The organism is Parasphaerochaeta coccoides DSM 17374, assembly GCF_000208385.1.
GTDB lineage: Bacteria > Spirochaetota > Spirochaetia > Sphaerochaetales > Sphaerochaetaceae > Parasphaerochaeta > Parasphaerochaeta coccoides.
Genome location: NC_015436.1, coordinates 2154265 through 2172183, shown reverse-complemented (window position 1 = coordinate 2172183; position 17919 = coordinate 2154265). Strand labels below are relative to the sequence as shown.

At 51.9% G+C, this 17919-nt stretch carries 13 protein-coding genes; 11 read left to right on the top strand and 2 right to left on the bottom strand.

Annotated features, from left to right (window positions below; translation table 11 throughout):
- Positions 1-9: 9 nt before the first annotated feature.
- The 3 genes from SPICO_RS09320 to SPICO_RS09310 all read left to right on the top strand — a co-directional run bounded on the left by SPICO_RS09320 (position 10) and on the right by SPICO_RS09310 (position 4068).
- Positions 10-315, top strand: a complete 306-nt coding sequence (locus tag SPICO_RS09320; protein ID WP_013740418.1) for a YqfO family protein — start codon at positions 10-12, stop codon at positions 313-315.
- A 61-nt stretch (positions 316-376) separates the two neighbouring features.
- Entirely contained in the window at positions 377-793 is a 417-nt protein-coding gene (locus tag SPICO_RS09315) for a hypothetical protein (RefSeq protein ID WP_013740417.1), read from the top strand.
- Positions 794-1167: 374 nt separating this feature from the next.
- Positions 1168-4068, top strand: a complete 2901-nt coding sequence (locus SPICO_RS09310) for a fimbrillin family protein (protein WP_013740416.1) — start codon at positions 1168-1170, stop codon at positions 4066-4068.
- A gap of 96 nt (positions 4069-4164) precedes the next feature.
- Here the strand turns inward: SPICO_RS09310 and SPICO_RS09305 are convergent, their stop codons facing one another.
- The gene (locus SPICO_RS09305) at positions 4165-4887 is read right to left on the bottom strand and encodes an endonuclease III domain-containing protein (RefSeq protein ID WP_245523202.1); all 723 of its coding nucleotides are present in this window, start codon (positions 4885-4887) and stop codon (positions 4165-4167) included.
- 122 nt (positions 4888-5009) lie between these two features.
- Between SPICO_RS09305 and aroF the strand changes: the two genes are divergently transcribed.
- Both aroF and SPICO_RS09295 read left to right on the top strand, forming a co-directional pair.
- Complete coding sequence (aroF, locus tag SPICO_RS09300; protein WP_013740414.1) at positions 5010-6920, top strand: 3-deoxy-7-phosphoheptulonate synthase; 1911 nt, start codon at positions 5010-5012, stop codon at positions 6918-6920.
- 128 nt (positions 6921-7048) lie between these two features.
- Positions 7049-7597 carry a DUF4416 family protein gene (locus SPICO_RS09295; protein ID WP_013740413.1) on the top strand — a complete coding sequence of 183 codons (549 nt, stop codon included), beginning with the start codon at positions 7049-7051 and terminating at the stop codon, positions 7595-7597.
- A gap of 146 nt (positions 7598-7743) precedes the next feature.
- Here the strand turns inward: SPICO_RS09295 and SPICO_RS09290 are convergent, their stop codons facing one another.
- Positions 7744-8910 (bottom strand): ROK family transcriptional regulator, encoded by a 1167-nt coding sequence (locus SPICO_RS09290; protein WP_041395244.1) that lies wholly within the window; start codon positions 8908-8910, stop codon positions 7744-7746.
- 128 nt (positions 8911-9038) lie between these two features.
- Between SPICO_RS09290 and htpG the strand changes: the two genes are divergently transcribed.
- The 6 genes from htpG to SPICO_RS09995 all read left to right on the top strand — a co-directional run bounded on the left by htpG (position 9039) and on the right by SPICO_RS09995 (position 17893).
- Complete coding sequence (gene htpG / locus SPICO_RS09285) at positions 9039-10919, top strand: molecular chaperone HtpG (protein WP_013740411.1); 1881 nt, start codon at positions 9039-9041, stop codon at positions 10917-10919.
- A gap of 77 nt (positions 10920-10996) precedes the next feature.
- Positions 10997-11920: a mechanosensitive ion channel family protein gene (locus SPICO_RS09280; RefSeq protein WP_013740410.1), complete on the top strand. Its 924-nt coding sequence runs from the start codon at positions 10997-10999 to the stop codon at positions 11918-11920.
- 78 nt (positions 11921-11998) lie between these two features.
- Positions 11999-13819 (top strand): DNA topoisomerase IV subunit B, encoded by a 1821-nt coding sequence (locus SPICO_RS09275; RefSeq protein ID WP_013740409.1) that lies wholly within the window; start codon positions 11999-12001, stop codon positions 13817-13819.
- Positions 13819-15822 carry a DNA topoisomerase IV subunit A gene (locus SPICO_RS09270; RefSeq protein WP_013740408.1) on the top strand — a complete coding sequence of 668 codons (2004 nt, stop codon included), beginning with the start codon at positions 13819-13821 and terminating at the stop codon, positions 15820-15822. Before SPICO_RS09275 ends, SPICO_RS09270 begins: the two co-directional genes overlap by 1 nt.
- Positions 15822-16520, top strand: coding sequence for an RluA family pseudouridine synthase (locus tag SPICO_RS09265; protein ID WP_041396043.1), 699 nt, complete (start codon positions 15822-15824; stop codon positions 16518-16520). Before SPICO_RS09270 ends, SPICO_RS09265 begins: the two co-directional genes overlap by 1 nt.
- Positions 16521-16765: 245 nt before the next feature.
- Positions 16766-17893: a hypothetical protein gene (locus SPICO_RS09995; protein ID WP_052295871.1), complete on the top strand. Its 1128-nt coding sequence runs from the start codon at positions 16766-16768 to the stop codon at positions 17891-17893.
- Positions 17894-17919: the final 26 nt, after the last annotated feature.

Sequence of the window (17919 nt, the reverse complement as noted above, 5' to 3'; positions counted from 1 at the left end):
GAGGACGTTATGTTCCTGCTGGTATGTTATGTCCCGGAGGAAGCCTTGGACAAAGTGAAGGAAGCTGCTTTTTCCGCAGGTGCGGGACGCATCGGAGACTATTCCGGCTGCTGCTGGGAGACGTGCGGGAGAGGGCAGTTCATCCCCGGAGAAGGAAGCTCTCCATATCTGGGACAGAAAGGAAAGCCTGTGAGTGTGAAGGAATGGCGCATCGAGTTCATTGTTTCCGAAGTTCATGCGGATGCTGCTTTGGCGGCAGTGAAAGGCGTCCATCCTTACGAGGAACCTGTATCTATGCTTATACCGCTGGCTTAGTCCGGCGTAGGTATAAAGAATGTGCAGGCCGGGAAGGGATTCTGGCCAAAGGAAGGTAGCAATGGCGAAAGGAAAGGCAGATGTCACGAAGAATATGAACAATCCACTGGTATTACAGATTCTGGTGGGGGTTCTGTTCTTGATTTTGGGAATTCTTGGTTTGCAGGAAAAGGCAAGCGCTGTTTCACAGGTATATGACTTGTTCAAGGGAGACCTCCGGTTCCTCCAGATGGTTCTTGCGGTGATCATTCTGGTGGCGGGCCTCCTCCAGTTGCTTCCTCTGTTTGTTTCCGCGTTGCCTGGATCCTTGAAGAAGGTGAGTGGTCTGGTCATCCTGATTGTATGGCTTGCAGTCGTCTTCCTGGGCAACATTGTTCCGGCGTTCGATGGTGCTCTGAGCAAGGATTTCATCGGTTGGCTGTACAGCTTGATCGTCAACTTGATTGTACTCTCGGCTATCGCCAGCATAAAGAGCTGATATCCGGAGAGATGTTTTCAGGGGATGCTGTGAAAAAGTTCGCGGCATCCCCTTTGTATTTCTCGTCTTGTTTCATGACTGCGTAGATGGGTTATTTTCACAGGATATTTATTCAAAAAAGCCAGGCCAGTGCTGAATATGCCGCCGTATGTGCAAGATAATACTTTTGGGTAATGCCTGTTTCCTATAAATAATACTTTCGGGTAATACCCATACCCTATAAATAGTACCTTTGGGTAATGCCTATTTTCTATAAATAGTACTTTCGGGTAATATACAAAGTTCTTTGGTAGTATTACTATCAGGATACACTATTGATACCAATATATCTGGTGAAAGCTGTTAATTATCTTGGGAGGATATAACATAAATATATGCATGAATTAAAGTCTCTGAGTTCCAGAGTTTTGTTGCGTCCTGGGAAGACGCTTCCTATAGTATTGTTAGTTCTTGTTGTACTCGTATTAGTGCTGGTCTCCTGCATCCAGGATCTGCATCCGCCGGTCGCACAGAAGGAGGGCATAGCCTTCTCCGCTCGTGTGGTGGGGAATCCTGACGGCTCATGGACGTGGGAGGAGGGAGATGAGATAGGACTGTACATGGTCTCCACAGGTACCGACGTGAACCCTGCCAACATCCTGAACGACGTGGTGAACTACCCCTACACATATGATTCCCTGACGGGGAAGTTCTGGGGGGACGCCTTCTTTCCGGCAGACGGCACCGAGGTGGGTTTGTTTGCCTATTATCCCTACCGAAATACCCCAATCCTGAACGGAGGGTCCGCATACATCTACAAGGTAGACGTGAGGAACCAGGAGGATCCGTATGAGGATGACCTGATCTTCGCGCGAGTGGACGGGGTGGGCAAGGACGTGCCCGTAGACGTTGATCTCACCTTCCAGCACAAGCTTTCCAAGCTGACGCTGGAGATTAGTGCGGGGGAAGGGCTGGAAACGAGCGACCTTGCGGGGCTGAGTGTGCGTTACCAGAGCATGCCTACCATGGCTGAGATTAATTTTGAAGACGGGAGCATAAGCAACAGGCAGACGGATGCGGCAGGAGGAAAAGTGCCGGTGAACGCGGAGGGGACGGCAGGAGTGGCGATTATTGTACCGCATGACGGAGTCACCTATCCACATAGGAAAATGATCTTCACGCTCCCCAGCACGGGAAAGACATATACGTGGAACATCCTGGACGCTAAGGTTTTCGAGGCGGGGTACCACAGCACCTACAGCGTGAAGCTCACGGGGTGGGGTATTGATGTGAATCCGGTGGGCGTGGCGGCGTGGACGGACGGGGGGAACGGCTCGTTCAAACAGGAGAACATCCCGGACTACACCGGCACAGGTACGCAGACAGACCCCTATAAGATATATACCGCCCGTGGGTTGAAGGGAGTGCTGGAGACTCACGGCAGTACGGCCGGCAGTTACTACGAGCTGGCCCGTGACATAGAGCTGGGCGAGTACTTGGCTGCAAATTCCCTGACATGGCCGACTATAAATTTCATGGGGAAGTTCGATGGGAAAGGGCATGTGGTCAACGGGCTGCGGATCACGTCTTCGGCGGAAAATGTAGGTTTCTTTGAGTCGATGAACGGTAACGTGAATAACCTTGGCCTGACGAACGTGATGGTCAGAGGAACTAATACAAGTAGCAGTTATGGAATTGGCGGCTTGGCGGGTAAGAATGTAGGGATAATAGAGAACTGTTTCGTGAGCGGGTATGTGGAGGGAGCTGCTTATGTAGGCGGACTGGTCGGAGTAAGCAACCAAGGCACCATTTTGAATTCTACGAGCTATGCGACGGTCGGAGGGACGGGAGCCCATGTGGGCGGTTTAGTCGGTGCCAGCACACAAGGACAGGTAGAGGGCTGTAAGGTCATTGCCGAGAGCGTCCGTGGCGCAGGGCATGTCGGAGGCTTGGTAGGGTACAGCGAAACCTCTGCGATAATAAACAGTCATGTCATTATCGGGGAGGTGAGCGCCAACACGGGCGCGGCCGGGAGTTATGCCGGAGGATTTGTTGGTCATACATCACACGGGACGATAGAGAACAGTTATGTCGTGGTTGGAAGCGTGAGAAGCGGCGGATATGTCGGAGGTTTTGCCGGTCAGAATACGGCATCCTCCATTGAGAACTCATCGGTGGTCTTTGACCGGGTGATTTGTACGGCTGCTGATGCGAACTCCAATTTTGCGGGAGGTTTTGTAGGGAGGAGCATAGGAATTCAGGCCATCATACAGGACAGCAGTGCCAAAGGCAGGAGCGCGGCTTCTTTTGTGGAAGGAGGGAAGTATGTCGGCGGTTTCGTAGGAGAAATCAAGGACAACGCACAGGTTAAAGGAAGCAGCGTCCATGTCAGTGGGGATATCAAGGGAACAGGAATGGTCGGCGGTTTCGTCGCATACATGAACGGAAGCAATATTGTAATCACTGACAGCCTTGTGGAAGTCGGGAACATTCATGGGAAAGACTACACCGGCGGTTTTGTAGGAGGCATGACCGCTTCGGGGCCTCCGACAGGGAGGCTGATAGCCAAGAGCGCGGCGATTATCGGCAGCATCACATACACGGGGAGCGGGAACACTGGGATCATCGGTGGGTTCGTCGGGTACTTGGGTTACGCGGACATCAAGGAGAGTTCCGTCCATGTGAGCGGGACGATTGCCGGAGGGCCTATGACGGGCGGTTTTGTCGGGGGACATGCCAGCGGAGGCGTATATGACTCTTACGCCCGTGTGGGAACTGTCAGCAGCGGCAACAAAAACCTTGCCGGTGGCTATGCTGGGAAAATACATGAGACATCGGTAGTCATCAGGAATGTGTACGTGGTCGTGGAAACCGTGACGGGGAACTCCCAAGTCGGTGGGTTCGGCGGTTCCATGAGCAATAACTTCAATGAAATGAAGAGCGTCGTGGCAGTAATCACAGGCAAGGTAGAGGGGACGCAAACGTCCTCTAATCCGTCCCTGGGGACTTTTTCGGGAGATATCAGCGCTGCCACTTCCGACCTCACATACAAACGGTATGTCTCCGACTTCTCCGTAGTAGGGCCGCCAACCTTGGTGGCGACGAACCCATCCGGTTATGAGGAGGTTGTGATTACTTTCCCGATAGTGATTGTGATGCCAAACACGACATTCCAAAATTCGGGTTTCTGGACTACATCCGCCAACTGGACGCAGAACGAACTATGGGATCTTGCAATCTGGGATGTTAATACCGCTGACGGTTATCCCGTGTTGCAGAATGCTCCTTCTCCCTGAGAAGAATGGGTTGTGAGAAAAAGACGGGCAGATGTAAGGATTCGTCTCCATGGCCTGGGCAAGAGATAAACATGACGCCGGTGCTGGATTTGCCAGTTACCGGCTTTTCTTTACTCCAATACAGGGGCATGTAGAAGCAATGGGGCAGATGCTGCAACGTGGACTTACCGATGTACATATCTTCTGGCCATAGGAGACCAGAAGTTCATTAAGGGGAATCCAGAACCTGCGGGGAAGTATCTTCTCCAATTCCTTTTCTGTCTGTTCAGGGTTCTTTGTGCTGACCCAGCCGGTTCTGTTGGCAATGGTATGGACATGGCAGTCTACGCAGATGGCATCAATGCCGAATCCAAGGTTCAGCGTCAGGTTTGCTGTCTTGGTTCCGACTCCTGGCAGGGAGACAAGGGCTTCTTTATCAGGAGGAACAAGCCCTCCATGTTCTTCTACCAGTTTTTTTGATATCTCCAGGATGTTCCGTGCCTTCGTTCGGAAGAATCCAGCCGGGGCTATGGCAGTTTCAATCTGCTCCTGGCTTAGGGCAAGCATGGCACGGGGAGTATTCGCCACACTGAAAAGCCTGCGGCTCGCCGCATAGGTGACGGCGTCCTTTGTCCTCAAGGATATGAGCGTGGCAATGAGGACACGGAAGGGGGAGGAATCTTCCTCCGCTATCTGAGATACCGAAGGCAGGAGGGACTGGGTTCCGCAACCATGCAGAGTCTCTCCGGAGCCGGTGATAGCACAGGAAAATCCGTGGAAGATATCCTCCCAGTATTTTTCATCCATGATTTGTTTCTTGTTTTCTTTCATAGTTTCCATGCCTCATCTGTCCTTTATGAAAAGATTGTGAGGAGGAATGGTGAAATATTCAATGCTCACCAAGATGCTTTTTCTCCCGGATTCTTGATTTTTCCTTTGGAAAAGTACAAGGTTATCTTACTATGATCATAGTACTCAAGAAAACAGCGACAGATGCCCAGAAGGACTTTATCAGGAACTTTCTGAAGAAACAGGGCTTTAGGGTCAAGGAAATAGTCGGGAAGGAAGAAACCATCATTGGTGCCGTGGGCACTGCCCGGATGGATTTGCGTTCAGTTGAACTTTTGGAAGGCGTGGCAAGTGTCGTTCCAATTAGCAAGCCGTACAAGCTGGCGTCCCGCGAACTCAAGCCGGATGACACCATTGTCCAGGTAGGGGCGGTCAAGATTGGCGGAAATCGCATCGTGATGATTGCTGGCCCCTGTGCCGTGGAGTCCCGTGAGCAGATGCTGTCGATCGGTGGCGCGGTGAGGGAAGCGGGAGCCGTCATCCTGCGCGGCGGCGCGTTCAAGCCCCGTTCCTCCCCGTATGCGTTCCAAGGTTTGGGTGAGGAAGGATTGAAATACCTGCGGGAAGCCGGAGACGCCTATGGCATGCCGGTGGTCAGCGAAATCGTCAGCACCACCGACGTGGACATGATGAAGGACTATGTACACATGTTCCAGATTGGGGCTCGCAACATGCAGAACTTCGAGCTTCTCAAGGTCGTAGGGAAGACTGGCATGCCGGTGCTTCTGAAAAGAGGACTGTCCGCCACGATTGAGGAATGGTTGATGGCTGCCGAATACTTGATGAGCAGTGGCACTGACGGGGTGGTTCTCTGTGAAAGGGGAATCCGCACCTATGAAAGAGCGACCCGGAACACCCTGGATGTGAGTGCCATCCCGGTCATACAGAAGTTGACCCATCTGCCAATCATCGGTGATCCCAGCCATGCCACTGGCATACGTGACATGGTATCTCCAGTTTCCCTTGCCATTGTGGCAGCCGGAGCATCCGGTCTGACGGTCGAAGTCCATGACCATCCGGAGAAAGCCTTGAGTGATGGCCCCCAGTCCCTGTATCCTGCCCAATTTGAAAAGTTGGCGCGTGATGTACAGGCTCTTGCCCCCGTGGTGGGAAAAAGCCTTGAACGGATTCCCCGCATCCTTCCCAGCGCCATGGAGTCTCCTGTGGACAAGCGGTCTCCCCAGGGAACCTCAGTCGTGGCATATCAAGGTGTTCCAGGGGCGTTCAGTGAGCTGGCCGTATACCGTAGCTTCAATGAAGATGTCTCCGTCCTGCCGAGTACGACGTTCCGTGATGTCTTTGAAGCCGTAGCCAGCGGCCAAGCTGCTTATGGTGTCCTACCGGTGGAAAACACTCTTGGAGGGACGATAAACGAGACTCTTGATTTGCTGAACAGCTATCCGTCGCTTACCGTGGTAGGGGAACAACAAGTGAGGATCATTCATCATCTCATCGGCCTGCCGGGAACCCGTCTTGAGGATATCCGTAAGGTCTATTCCCATCCCCAGGGACTTGCCCAATGCGTTGAATATCTGCGTTCACATCTTCCCCACGCGCAAGCCGTGTCGTTTTTTGATACCGCGGGGGCAGTCAAATTTGTGGGTGAACAGGGAGATCCGACCCTTGCCGCGATTGCAGGGGCTCCGGCGGCCAGTGTCTACGGGTTGTCCGTCCTTGCCGAGTCCATTGAGACAAACCCCCGCAACTACACGAGGTTCTATATTGTTTCCCGCGAGGAGAACGCTGATGTCTACCGTAGTCAGAGTCAAGTGAACCGTGCCGCCATGGTGTTCTCGGTGAATGACCGACCCGGAGCCTTGTTCCATGTTCTGGAAATCTTGTCGCGCAATGGACTGAGCATGAAGAAGCTGGAATCACGTCCCATCCCCGGCAAGCCATGGGAATATTCTTTCTTTGTGGAAACCGAGCTGGGAGAGCCCGGAGCTTTTTCTGTGACCCTTGAACAGGTCAGGGAAGCTTCCATGTCGTTGAGGGTTCTGGGGCTTTTCACGGCTGTCCATTAAGGTTTTCCAACCCCTTCTGGAGGTCAACATCGTCCGGTGGTCATCCTTGTCCGGCGGACATTATCGTCCCGCAGGAAGAACCGGGCGGATGAAAAAGATAGGATGCGAAAAGGGCATGAGGAGGAATCATGGCGGAAGTCCAGCTTTTTGTTCCCGTCCGCTTGTTCATGGGCGTGCTGTCCTGTGATGACGCGGCTGCTGATGCGGCCATGAGCGTTCTCTCCGGGGAATACGGCTCCCTGCGGGCATGTTCAACTCCTGTTCCTTTTTCCCAGACAGATTATTATGACCATGAGATGGGAACTCGGCCAAAGCGTTCCTTCTGCGTGTTTGAGACCTTGGTAGATCCTTCTTCCTTGGCACGGATAAAGCATCTGACCAATGGCCTGGAGAAGCGATTCCTTAATGAAAATGGCGGCAGGATGGTTAATCTGGATCCTGGGCTTCTCTCCGGAGGCAGTCTCATCCTGGCGACGACCAAGAACCGGAGCCACCGCATAGCTCTTTCGGATGGCATATATGGCGAGGTGACGCTCATCTATTTCAAAGGGGGTTTCCAGGCATTTCCCTGGACGTATGCTGACTATGGCAGTCAGGAAAACAGGGCTTTGTTTTCTTCTTGGCGTACTGATTACCTGAAAGATTTGGATGTCTTGAAAAGAACGGAAAAGAGCTGAAAAACTTAGCGGACGATTTTTGATACAGAGGGATTTGCTATTCTGCCGGATAATAAAATTCCGGCATCAAGTACGTCGGCATCAATCCCGATGGTGACGGACCCATGTAATGCTCATTCTCATGGCGCGACCTGATTGCCGATATATTATTTTTCCTGCCTGTCCAACTGGTCAAGCAGTGAACGGCGGAACATGAACAGATCAAGGACGGAAGCCACGGCTCCCATCAGCGCGGCTTTGTCAGCAAGAGGGGAACGGACTATCTCCACGCACGTGCGTTCTTGCGGAGATGATGCGGCGTATTTTTCCTGTATGATGTCGAAGTACGAGTCAGGCAAGCCGCTCAACGCACCCCCCAATACCAGTGTATCGCATCCACTTACGCAAGAGATGGTTGCCAAGGCTTCTCCCATGGCGACACAGGCGTGTTCCATTAACCCATCGAGCGCGGGGATGTCGGGCAACTTCTGGAGGAGAACCCGGAGCGACAGGTCATCACCACCCAAAATGGAGAGTGCCCTTTGGGAGAGAGCCATGCCGGAGGCGGTCTCGGCCAAAGTGCCTGTACTCGTGAAAAGAGATGAGACAGACATGCCGCGGCTTGCCGTCACTCCATCCAGCACCCATGCGGAATCAATGCCGTCATCCCAGTTCACATAGTAGACGGAAGGCGCGGAGAAAACAGATGAGAACCACTTTTCTCCGGCTACCATAGCCGTGACACGGGGAACCAGCACCACATCAATGTCCAAATGTTGCTTCAACAGGGCGGCCAGGGGAACATCCGTCCATCCAAGCGACGGAATGGAGACAGTACAGCCTTCATCATCGACACTACCGGCCAGAGAGACAGCCAGACCGACGGGATGCTGTCTGTTCTTGATGAAATCCAACAGACGGCGGCATCCCTTGATCAGGCGGGAGAGAGCATCTTCCGGGGACTCTCCTGCCAGGAGGGTATTGGGAGAGCGTTCAAAGCGGAGAAGCGTACCTGAAAGGTCGGCCAAGGCAAAGCTGGTCGCTTTTGGCGCAATGTCTATGGCAAGCAAGGAACGCGCGTCCTTCACCAATGAGAGGGCGACCGGACGGCGGCCGTTGGCAGTCGTCACCTTGCCTGTCTCCACCACAAGGCCATCTCCGATAAGCCCTTCAACTATCTCTCCGGTGGAAACTTTGTTCAGCCCAAGGATACGTGCAATCTGGGCTCGCGACAGTCCGTCTTTCGTGGCAATGATATTCAGGATGCGCAGGCGGTTTATGGCCCGTGCATTGGAAGGTAGAGAAAACCGCATGGTGAAAGCATAATACATCATCTTTTTTTTGTTAAGCCGACAGAGAAAGGGACATTGCCGAGCAGCGAATATTTCACTATGTTCTAGGAGCGGGTTTTCTTCATGGGGAACCCGAATCATCATGCATGGATATGTGGAGGTTTTTACCTATGGAACAAAAGAAGTTCAAGACGGAAGTATCCCAATTGTTGAACTTGATCATCCATTCTCTTTATTCAAACAAAGAAATTTTCCTGAGAGAACTGATTTCCAACTCGTCCGACGCCTTGGACAAGCTGAAGTACCAGAGTCTGGTCGATGACAAGCTGAGGGAAATCAGCTATACCCCGCGCATTGACCTTTCCTTCACCGAAGGCGACAAGCGCACCCTGACCATCAGCGACAACGGCATCGGCATGAGCCATGACGATTTGAACGATAACCTGGGAACCATAGCCAGCAGCGGGACAAGGAAGTTCCTTGCCAATCTGACCGATGATCAGAAGAAAGATTCCAATTTGATCGGACAGTTCGGCGTAGGTTTCTATTCCTCTTTCATGGTTGCCGACAAGGTGGAAGTCATCAGCCGCAAGGCAGGTGAGGATCAAGCCTGGAAATGGATCAGCACAGGGAAGGGGACATATACGGTTGAGGAAGCGGAACGCGAGAGCCAGGGCAGCACGATAACCTTGTACCTCAATGAAGACGGGAATGAGTTTGCCAACCGGTGGCAACTTGAACAACTGGTCAAGAAATACAGTGATCACATCGCCTATCCCATCTATCTGGCCTATGATAAGACCAACTACGACAACGAGAAAAAGGACGCCGAGGGGAATCCCCTCAAGACCGTGGAGCGCAAGGTCGAGCAGATTAACGCTGCGGCGGCATTGTGGCGTCGAGCCAAGAGCGAACTGAAAGAGGATGACTACAATTCTTTCTACAAGAGCATGACCTATGATTCCTCCGATCCGTTGTTCTACATCCATACCCAGGCGGAAGGAACCATCCAGTACACCACGCTTTTTTTCATTCCAGGGAAAGCTCCTTTTGATATGAACTACGCTGACTATAAGCCGGGAGTGAAGCTGTATGTCAAACGTGTCTACATCACTGATGATGACAAGGAACTGCTTCCGACCTACCTGCGTTTCGTCCGGGGCATCATAGACAGCGAAGACCTGCCCCTCAACGTAAGCCGCGAAATCCTCCAGCAAAACCGGGTGATGAACTCCATCCGCAATGCTTCCGTGAAGAAACTGCTCTCCGAATTTTCATCCATCGCCGAGAAGAATCCCGACCTCTATGTGAAGTTCATCACCGAGTACAACCGACCCTTGAAGGAAGGTCTTTACAGCGATTATGCCAACAGGGAGACGTTGCTGGAGCTGGTTCGTTTCCAAAGCTCTGAACGGGATGGTTTTGTCAGTCTTGCTTCCTACAAGGAACATATGCCGGAAAGCCAGAAGTCTATCTACTACCTTGCTGGAGGAGATGAAACCTCCCTGCATGCCAGCCCCCTCCTTGCCGCGTACAAGAAGAAGGGCTATGAAGTCCTGTTGATGACCGACGACGTGGATGATTTGGTAATCAGCTCCGTGGGGACGTACAAGGATTTGCCCTTCAAAGCCATCAACCGGACTGGCGCGGTGGATGACTTGCAGGATGAAGTGCAGAAGGAAAAGGCAAAGGAAGCGACACCTTTGGTAGAGAAAATCAAGAAGGCTTTGGATGGCCGCGTCAAGGATGTCGTTGTCTCCTCCCGCCTCACAGATTCTCCCGCCGTGGTGGTCACTGAAGACAATGCCCCGACAGTTCGGATGCAGCAGATGCTCAAGGCAATGGGACAGGGGGATGGACTTGATGTCCTGCCTGTTCTGGAAATCAATATTGATGACGCAATGCTCAGGAAGATTGATGCGAGCAATGATGATTCCTACATCAGCGATATGTCCAGTGTCCTTCTCGACCAAGCGTTGTTGGCCACGGGCATATTACCCAAGGATCCCGTGAAGTTTGCGCGCATAGTGCATGGTCTTCTGTCCCGCTGAGGCGAGGACTTCATATATAGGAAGGACGCCGGGGTTTTCCCCTGCGTCCTTCCCCTTTTCACAAGGAGGAATCAGCCATGATACCATTGGCAGCCATATCCATGGATGTTTCGATTGGACAGGAACCTGTCGTCACCCGGTTTTTCGCCCCTCTCAAGGACACGCTCATATCATGGTTCGGGGAAGGCATTGTCAGTACCCTCGGCGTTGTACTTGGGATTATCGTCACCATAATCATCGGTAAGTTCCTGCTGATGCTTGTCACCGGTTTCTTCCGCAGGACTTTTTCCCGTTCACGGAAGATTACGCCGTTGATGGCAAGTTTCATCATCAAGGTGATCAATACCATCGGATGGGCCATTGCGGGTATCATGTGCCTGCAACAGTTAGGCATTAACATGGTTCCTGTCATCACCGGCTTGGGTATCACCGGGGTCATTGCCGGCTTGGCTTTCCAGGAATCGCTGGGCAATCTCCTTGCCGGGGTCATGATTGTGATTAATGAGCCGATACGCATCGGTGACTGGATAGACACTGGTTCTTTCAGCGGTACGGTACTCAGCATGGACATGATGTGCATAACACTCGCCGCTGCGGACAACAAGCATATCACCATAGCAAACAAACTGGTGTGGAGCGCTCCGATTGTGAACTATTCGTTCACTGACAGGCGGCGGGTGGATATGACGGTGGCGGTTCCTTATGGTACTGACCTGATTATGATGAAGTCTGTCGTCGCCTCCATCTTGGGGGGATATGAGGAAGTTCTGAAAGAACCTGCTCCTGTTGTGGAGGTTCTTGCCCTGGATGCGTCCACGGTGAAGATTATCGCCCGCCCGTGGGTTCTGCCAGCAAATTATTGGCGGATTTTCTTCCGCTTCCAGGTGGATATTTACCAGAAGATGGAAGAACTGGGTGTTGATGCGCCGCGTTCTGTTCTGAACGTCCTCCTTCTCGATGCTGCCGGTAATCCTGTGGAGACGCCGAAAAACAGAGTGTAAATCTGAGGCATCCCGAAGGCGTCCCGAAGGGCTTCTTGATTTGCACTTAATGATTTTTAACGTTATAATTCCACATCTATGGCAACAGACCCCAAGATACGACGTGATACGACATATGATGAATCAAAAATACAGACTTTAAGCGCGTTGGAGCATATCCGCTTGCGCCCAGGGATGTATATAGGCAGGCTGGGAGACGGTCGCCATGTCGATGACGGCATCTATGTCCTTTTGAAGGAGATAGTGGATAACAGCATTGATGAATTTATCATGGGCAATGGAACCCGCGTTTCGGTGAGCCTCCGGGACAAGACCGTGATGGTGCGTGATCATGGACGTGGCATCCCCCTGGGCAAGCTGGTGGAATGCGTCTCCGTCATCAATACCGGGGCAAAATACAATGATGAAGTTTTCCAGTTTTCCGTAGGGCTCAACGGCGTGGGAACCAAGGCAGTGAACGCCTTGTCTTCCCATTTCGTGGTCAGGGCCTTCCGCGCGGGAATCTTTGCTGAGGCTGTCTTTGAGAGAGGAATCCTGAAAAGCGAAAAGAAAGGGAAGGCTGACGAAGCGGACGGGACATATATAGAATTCATTCCCGACCATGATATTTTCAGCGACTATACCTTCAATCCTGACTACATAGTAGAAAGGATGTGGAACTACGCCTATCTGAACACCGGCCTGACGATGGAATTTAATGGCAAGAGCTACCGTTCCGCCCATGGCCTTCTAGACCTGCTGGAGAAGGAAGTGGGAGATGATGAGATGTACAAGGTCATCCACTACCGGGGAAAACAAATGGAGTTCGCCTTCACCCATACTCCCGGTTCCTACGGGGAGACCTATTTTTCCTATGTGAACGGACAGCATACCAATGACGGCGGTACTCACGTGGCCGCTTTCAAGGAAGGACTGCTCAAAGGAATCAACGATCATTTCAAGAAAAATTGGTCCGCCCAGGATGTGAGGGAAGGGCTGATTGGCGCCATAGCGGTCAAGTTGCAGAATCCTTTGTTTGAAAGTCAGACGAAAAACAAGCTGGGCAATACTGAGATTCGCACGTGGATTGTCCAGGAGGTCAAAGAGGCAGTCGAGAGCTTCCTTCTCCGCAACCCTGATGACGCTTCCCGGATTAACACAAAAATCATCCAGAATGAGAAGCTGCGCAAGGAGCTGAATGAGGTCAAGAAAACGGCGCGTGATGCCGCCCGCAAGGTGTCGTTGAACATCCCCAAGCTCAAGGATTGCAAGTATCATCTCAACCAGGGTTCTCATCCGGAACAAGGCGAACAGTCAATGATTTTCCTGACGGAAGGAGACTCTGCCTCCGGTACGATCACCAAGGTGCGGGATGTCCGCACCCAGGCCGTTTTCAGTCTCCGGGGCAAAGTACCCAATGTCTGCGGGAAGAAGAAGACGGAAATATACAAGAATGCAGAGCTGTACAATATGATGGTGGCTCTCGGCATAGAGAATGATATTTCCGGTCTCCGTTACGGCAAGGTTATCATAGCTACTGACGCGGACAATGACGGCTTTCATATTCGTATTCTCCTGATGACATATTTCCTTACGTACTTTGAAGACTTGGTACTTAGCGGCAGACTTTTCATTCTGGAGACACCATTGTTCAGGGTGCGGAACAAGCAGAAGACCATCTACTGTTACACCGAGGTCAGCCGTGATGAAGCCATGGCGCAGCTCAGAGGAGCCGAAGTGACCCGTTTCAAGGGTTTGGGAGAGATTGATCCCAGTGAATTTGGGCAGTTCATTGGGGAGGACATGAAACTTGTCCCCGTGTCCATATCCAGCATGAACGAGGCGCACAAGGCTGTGGCGTTCTATATGGGCGGCAATACGCCGGAGAGGCGTGATTTCATTGTGGAGAATTTAATCTGATGGCACACGCGGAAACAATATACAGGCATAACTATCTCGAATACGCTTCATATGTCATCAAGGAACGCGCGATTCCTGATGTCGTCGATGGGCTCAAGCCTGTCCAGAGGCGTATCATTCATACTTTGTTCGAGATGGACGATGGCAAATTCCACAAGGTCGCCAATGTCGTCGGACACTCAATGCGCTATCATCCCCACGGGGATGCCTCGATCTATGAGGCTTTGGTCAACATGGCGAACTTCGACCTGTTCATAGAACGGCAGGGGAACTTCGGCAATGCGCTCACAGGCGACCGCGCCGCGGCGGGGAGGTACATAGAATGCCGGATATTCCCGTTTGCCAAGCGGGTCTTGTACAATCCTGAGCTGACCGAATATGTGGATTCATACGACGGGCGCAACAGGGAACCGGTTGCGTTCCCTGCCAAGATTCCCGTGGTTCTGATCCAGGGAGCGGAAGGTATTGCGGTGGGCATGTCCACCAAGATGCTCCCCCATAACGCCATTGAGGTACTGGACGCCATGAAGTCCGTCCTGAAAGGTGAAAGCTTCATGCTTTTCCCTGACCTGCCTACCGGCGGCATCCTTGATGTACAGGAATATGGCGATGGGACGGGATCCATATCTGTCAGGGCAAAGCTGGATACCTCTGATCCCAAGCGCATCGTGATTACGGAGTTGCCCTATGGTGTCACCAGCGAGGCTATGATTGAATCAATTGAGGCCGCCGCCCGCAAAGGCCGCCTCAAGGTCGCCGCAATCAATGACTACACCAGTGATAAAGCAAACATCGAGGTCTGTCTTGCCCGTGGTACGTATTCCAAGGATATCGAGGACGCCCTGTACGCCCACACCTCTTGTGAGCAGAAGATTTCAGTCAATGCCTTGGTTATCAAGGACAACATGCCGGAAATCATGCCGGTGTCCGCCATTGTCCGCTTCCATGTCCGTCAGCTTCTTGATGTCCTCAAGGCTGAGCTTGAATTGGAGAAGGGACATCTGTTCGATACCCTGCACGCCCGCACTCTTGAGAGGATATTCGTCGAGGAAAGAATTTATAAACGCATTGAGCAGAAGCGAAGTGCCGACGCGGTAGAAGCCGCGGTAGTAAGCGGCTTCGAGCCTTATGGTTCCGAACTGATACGCCCCCTGGTTCATGATGATGTCGAGCGTCTGCTCAAGATTCCCATTCGTCGCATCAGCTTGTTCGACATTGAGAAGAACCGTGCGGAGATTGAGAACATCCATGAAAAACTGAAGGACATTGAATGGAAGTTGTCCCATCTGACTGACTACGCCCTGGGGTATCTTGATGAACTGAAGACTCTGCTCGGAGTGAAGGAACATGCCCGGCGTTCAAGCATCAAGCAGTTCGAGCTTGTCGATGCCAAGTCCGTCGCGCAGCGTGACCTGACGCTCCGTTATGATCCCAAGACTGGCTATCTCGGCTATGACATCAAGACAGGCAATGCCATGGCCATGGTCTCTCTTTATGATCGGTTGCTGCTCATCTTGAAGGATGGAACGTACTTTGTCCAGGATGCCCCGGACAAGATTTTTGTGGGCAAGGGACTCCAGTACTGCGGGTATGCTGACAAGGATGAGTTGGCGAACATCGTGTTCACGACCATCTATCAGGACAAGGACTCCAAGGCTCTGTTCATCAAGAGATGCCGCATCACGCAATTTATCCTGGACAAGAAGTATGCTCTCCTGCCTGAGGGATCGTACAAACTCCTGAAGCTTTCCACGTTCCTCTACGCTGATCTGACGGCCAAGTATAAGCCGTCCCGTGGCATCAAAATATTGGAAGAAACCTTCCATTTCTCAGACTTCCTGATTAAGGGCGCACGGTCGCAGGGCGTCCGTCTTTCCACAAAAGACATTGAGTCTCTCAGGATACAGAGGATGGAGGCCGCGCCTCCGCCAGAAAATGTGCCGGAATTGTTTGAGGATGAACCGGAAGTCGCTTCCTCTGATGTGGATGAGGATGGTGAATGATGGCTGGAGCGTCAGTTTCCGTGGCATCACGGGTCTTGTATGAAGACAATCATTTGATAGCCGTCAATAAATTGCCGGGAGAGTTGGTGCAAGGGGACAAGACAGGGGATGTCACTTTGGCGGATGCCGTGCGTGATTACCTGAAAGTAAAATACGGGAAGCCGGGAAATGTCTATCTGGGCATTCCCCATAGGCTTGATCGTCCGACCAGCGGGGTTGTCTTGTACTGCCGGACAGAGAAGGCTCTTGGCCGCATGAATGAAATGTTCCGGGGCAGCGATGTGAGCAAGGTCTACTGGGCGGTGGTGGACGCGCTGCCTCAGAATACGGAAGGTACGTTGGTTCATTATATTTTCAGGGATACCCGCACCAATAAGTCAGTTGCCCGTCCGGTGGAGACGGTCGGTAGCAAGTTTGCCAAGCTTGACTACAGGATAATCGGAGCGTCACGGAACTATCATCTTCTTGAAATAGTGCTTCATACCGGCAGACACCATCAAATCAGGGCGCAGTTGGCCGCCATTGGGCTTCATATAAAAGGTGATTTAAAATATGGCGCGGCGCGTTCCAACCCTGACGGCGGCATACATCTCCATGCCCGTTCCATCAGCTTTCCCCATCCGGTGAAAAAGGAAGATGTCGTGACGGTGATTGCGCGTCCCCCTCATGATGCTGTGTGGGATGTCTTTGCTGAATGATGTCCCGCTTTCCAGAAGCGAAAGGGAGCGTTCCGGTCATTTGACTGATAATTGGTGCCAAAAATGGATGTTTTCCCTATTTCTTTTGTTTACTTCTTATCCTGTCTATAGGTACACTATGCGCATCATGCGCAGGTGAAGATGGTTCATGATTTCATGTGTATGTTCTTGTGTTATTGTTTTGTGAGCTGTTTTCCGTATCATTGTGTCTTATGTATGAATAACAAGACTTTATGGAGGATTTCATGGCAAACGACAAGAACTCTGGAAAGAGCAGTCTCCCTCTTGGATATGTAGCCTTATGGATACTTTCCGTGGCATTCGGCGTTGTGGTTATCCTGATTGGTCAGCCAGCGTTGATTCTGGTTTCGATTTTCGCTATTGTCGCATCTTTTTTTGCTTATATACTCCGTGATCCTGATGCCGTGGCGCCAAGCCGAGCTGAGATTCGGGCGGCAAAGGTAGCTGCACGGGAAAAGGCTCGCCAAGAGCAGGAAGCGGCTGAAAATAAAGCACGGGAAGATGCCGAAAGGAAAGCAAAAGCTGACCAAGCGGCTCGTGAGGCACAGGCAAAGGCCGCCGCTGAAAAGGAAGCCGCTGAGAAGGAAGCCGCTGAAAAGAAAGCCGCTGAAAAGAAAGCCGCTGAAAAGAAAGCCGCTGAAAAGGAAGCCGCTGAAAAGGAAGCCGCTGAAAAGGAAGCCGCTGAAAAGGAAGCCGCTGAAAAGGAAGCCGCTGAAAAGGAAGCCGCTGAAAAGGAAGCCGCTGAAAAGGAAGCCGCTGAAAAGGAAGCCGCTGAAAAGGAAGCCGCTCGTATCGCTGCCGCGGAAGCTGCTCGTGTCGCACAGGCCAAGGCGGATCGTGAAGCTCGCTTGAAAGCGGAAGCCCAGCGCATGGCGCAGATTGCCGAACAGCAGGAACATGAAAATGCTGTCGTGGAAGATGCTGGAACGCAGGCAGACGACGATGAGGAAATTGAAGCTCTGACAGAAGAAGATCGAATCGCCCTCAAACGGCTTCATGAGAGATATTCCGGAAAAGAAGGAGCTTTCCTGGAATTTGTCGTGAGTCTCTACGCAAAGAACGGTTATACCACAAACTCCCTGAACAAAAAGGAAAATTACGCCCTGCTTGACAGCCCAGACAACGGACCATCCGTAATCCTGCGTGCCAAACCCTATGCGGAAAAATACCGCGCTGGGCAAAACCTGATACGTCGCCTTGCCGATGACCGGAAAAAGACCAACGTACAGATGGCTGTCTTCGTTGCTACATCGCTCTTTGGACGCATCGCCACTGAGAAATCCAAGGTACGCAAGATTGACCTTGTTGATGGACGGGCATTGTTGACAATGATTCGTGAACTTGAAGATTGATTGATGAAGCCGGGGTTCCGGTGATC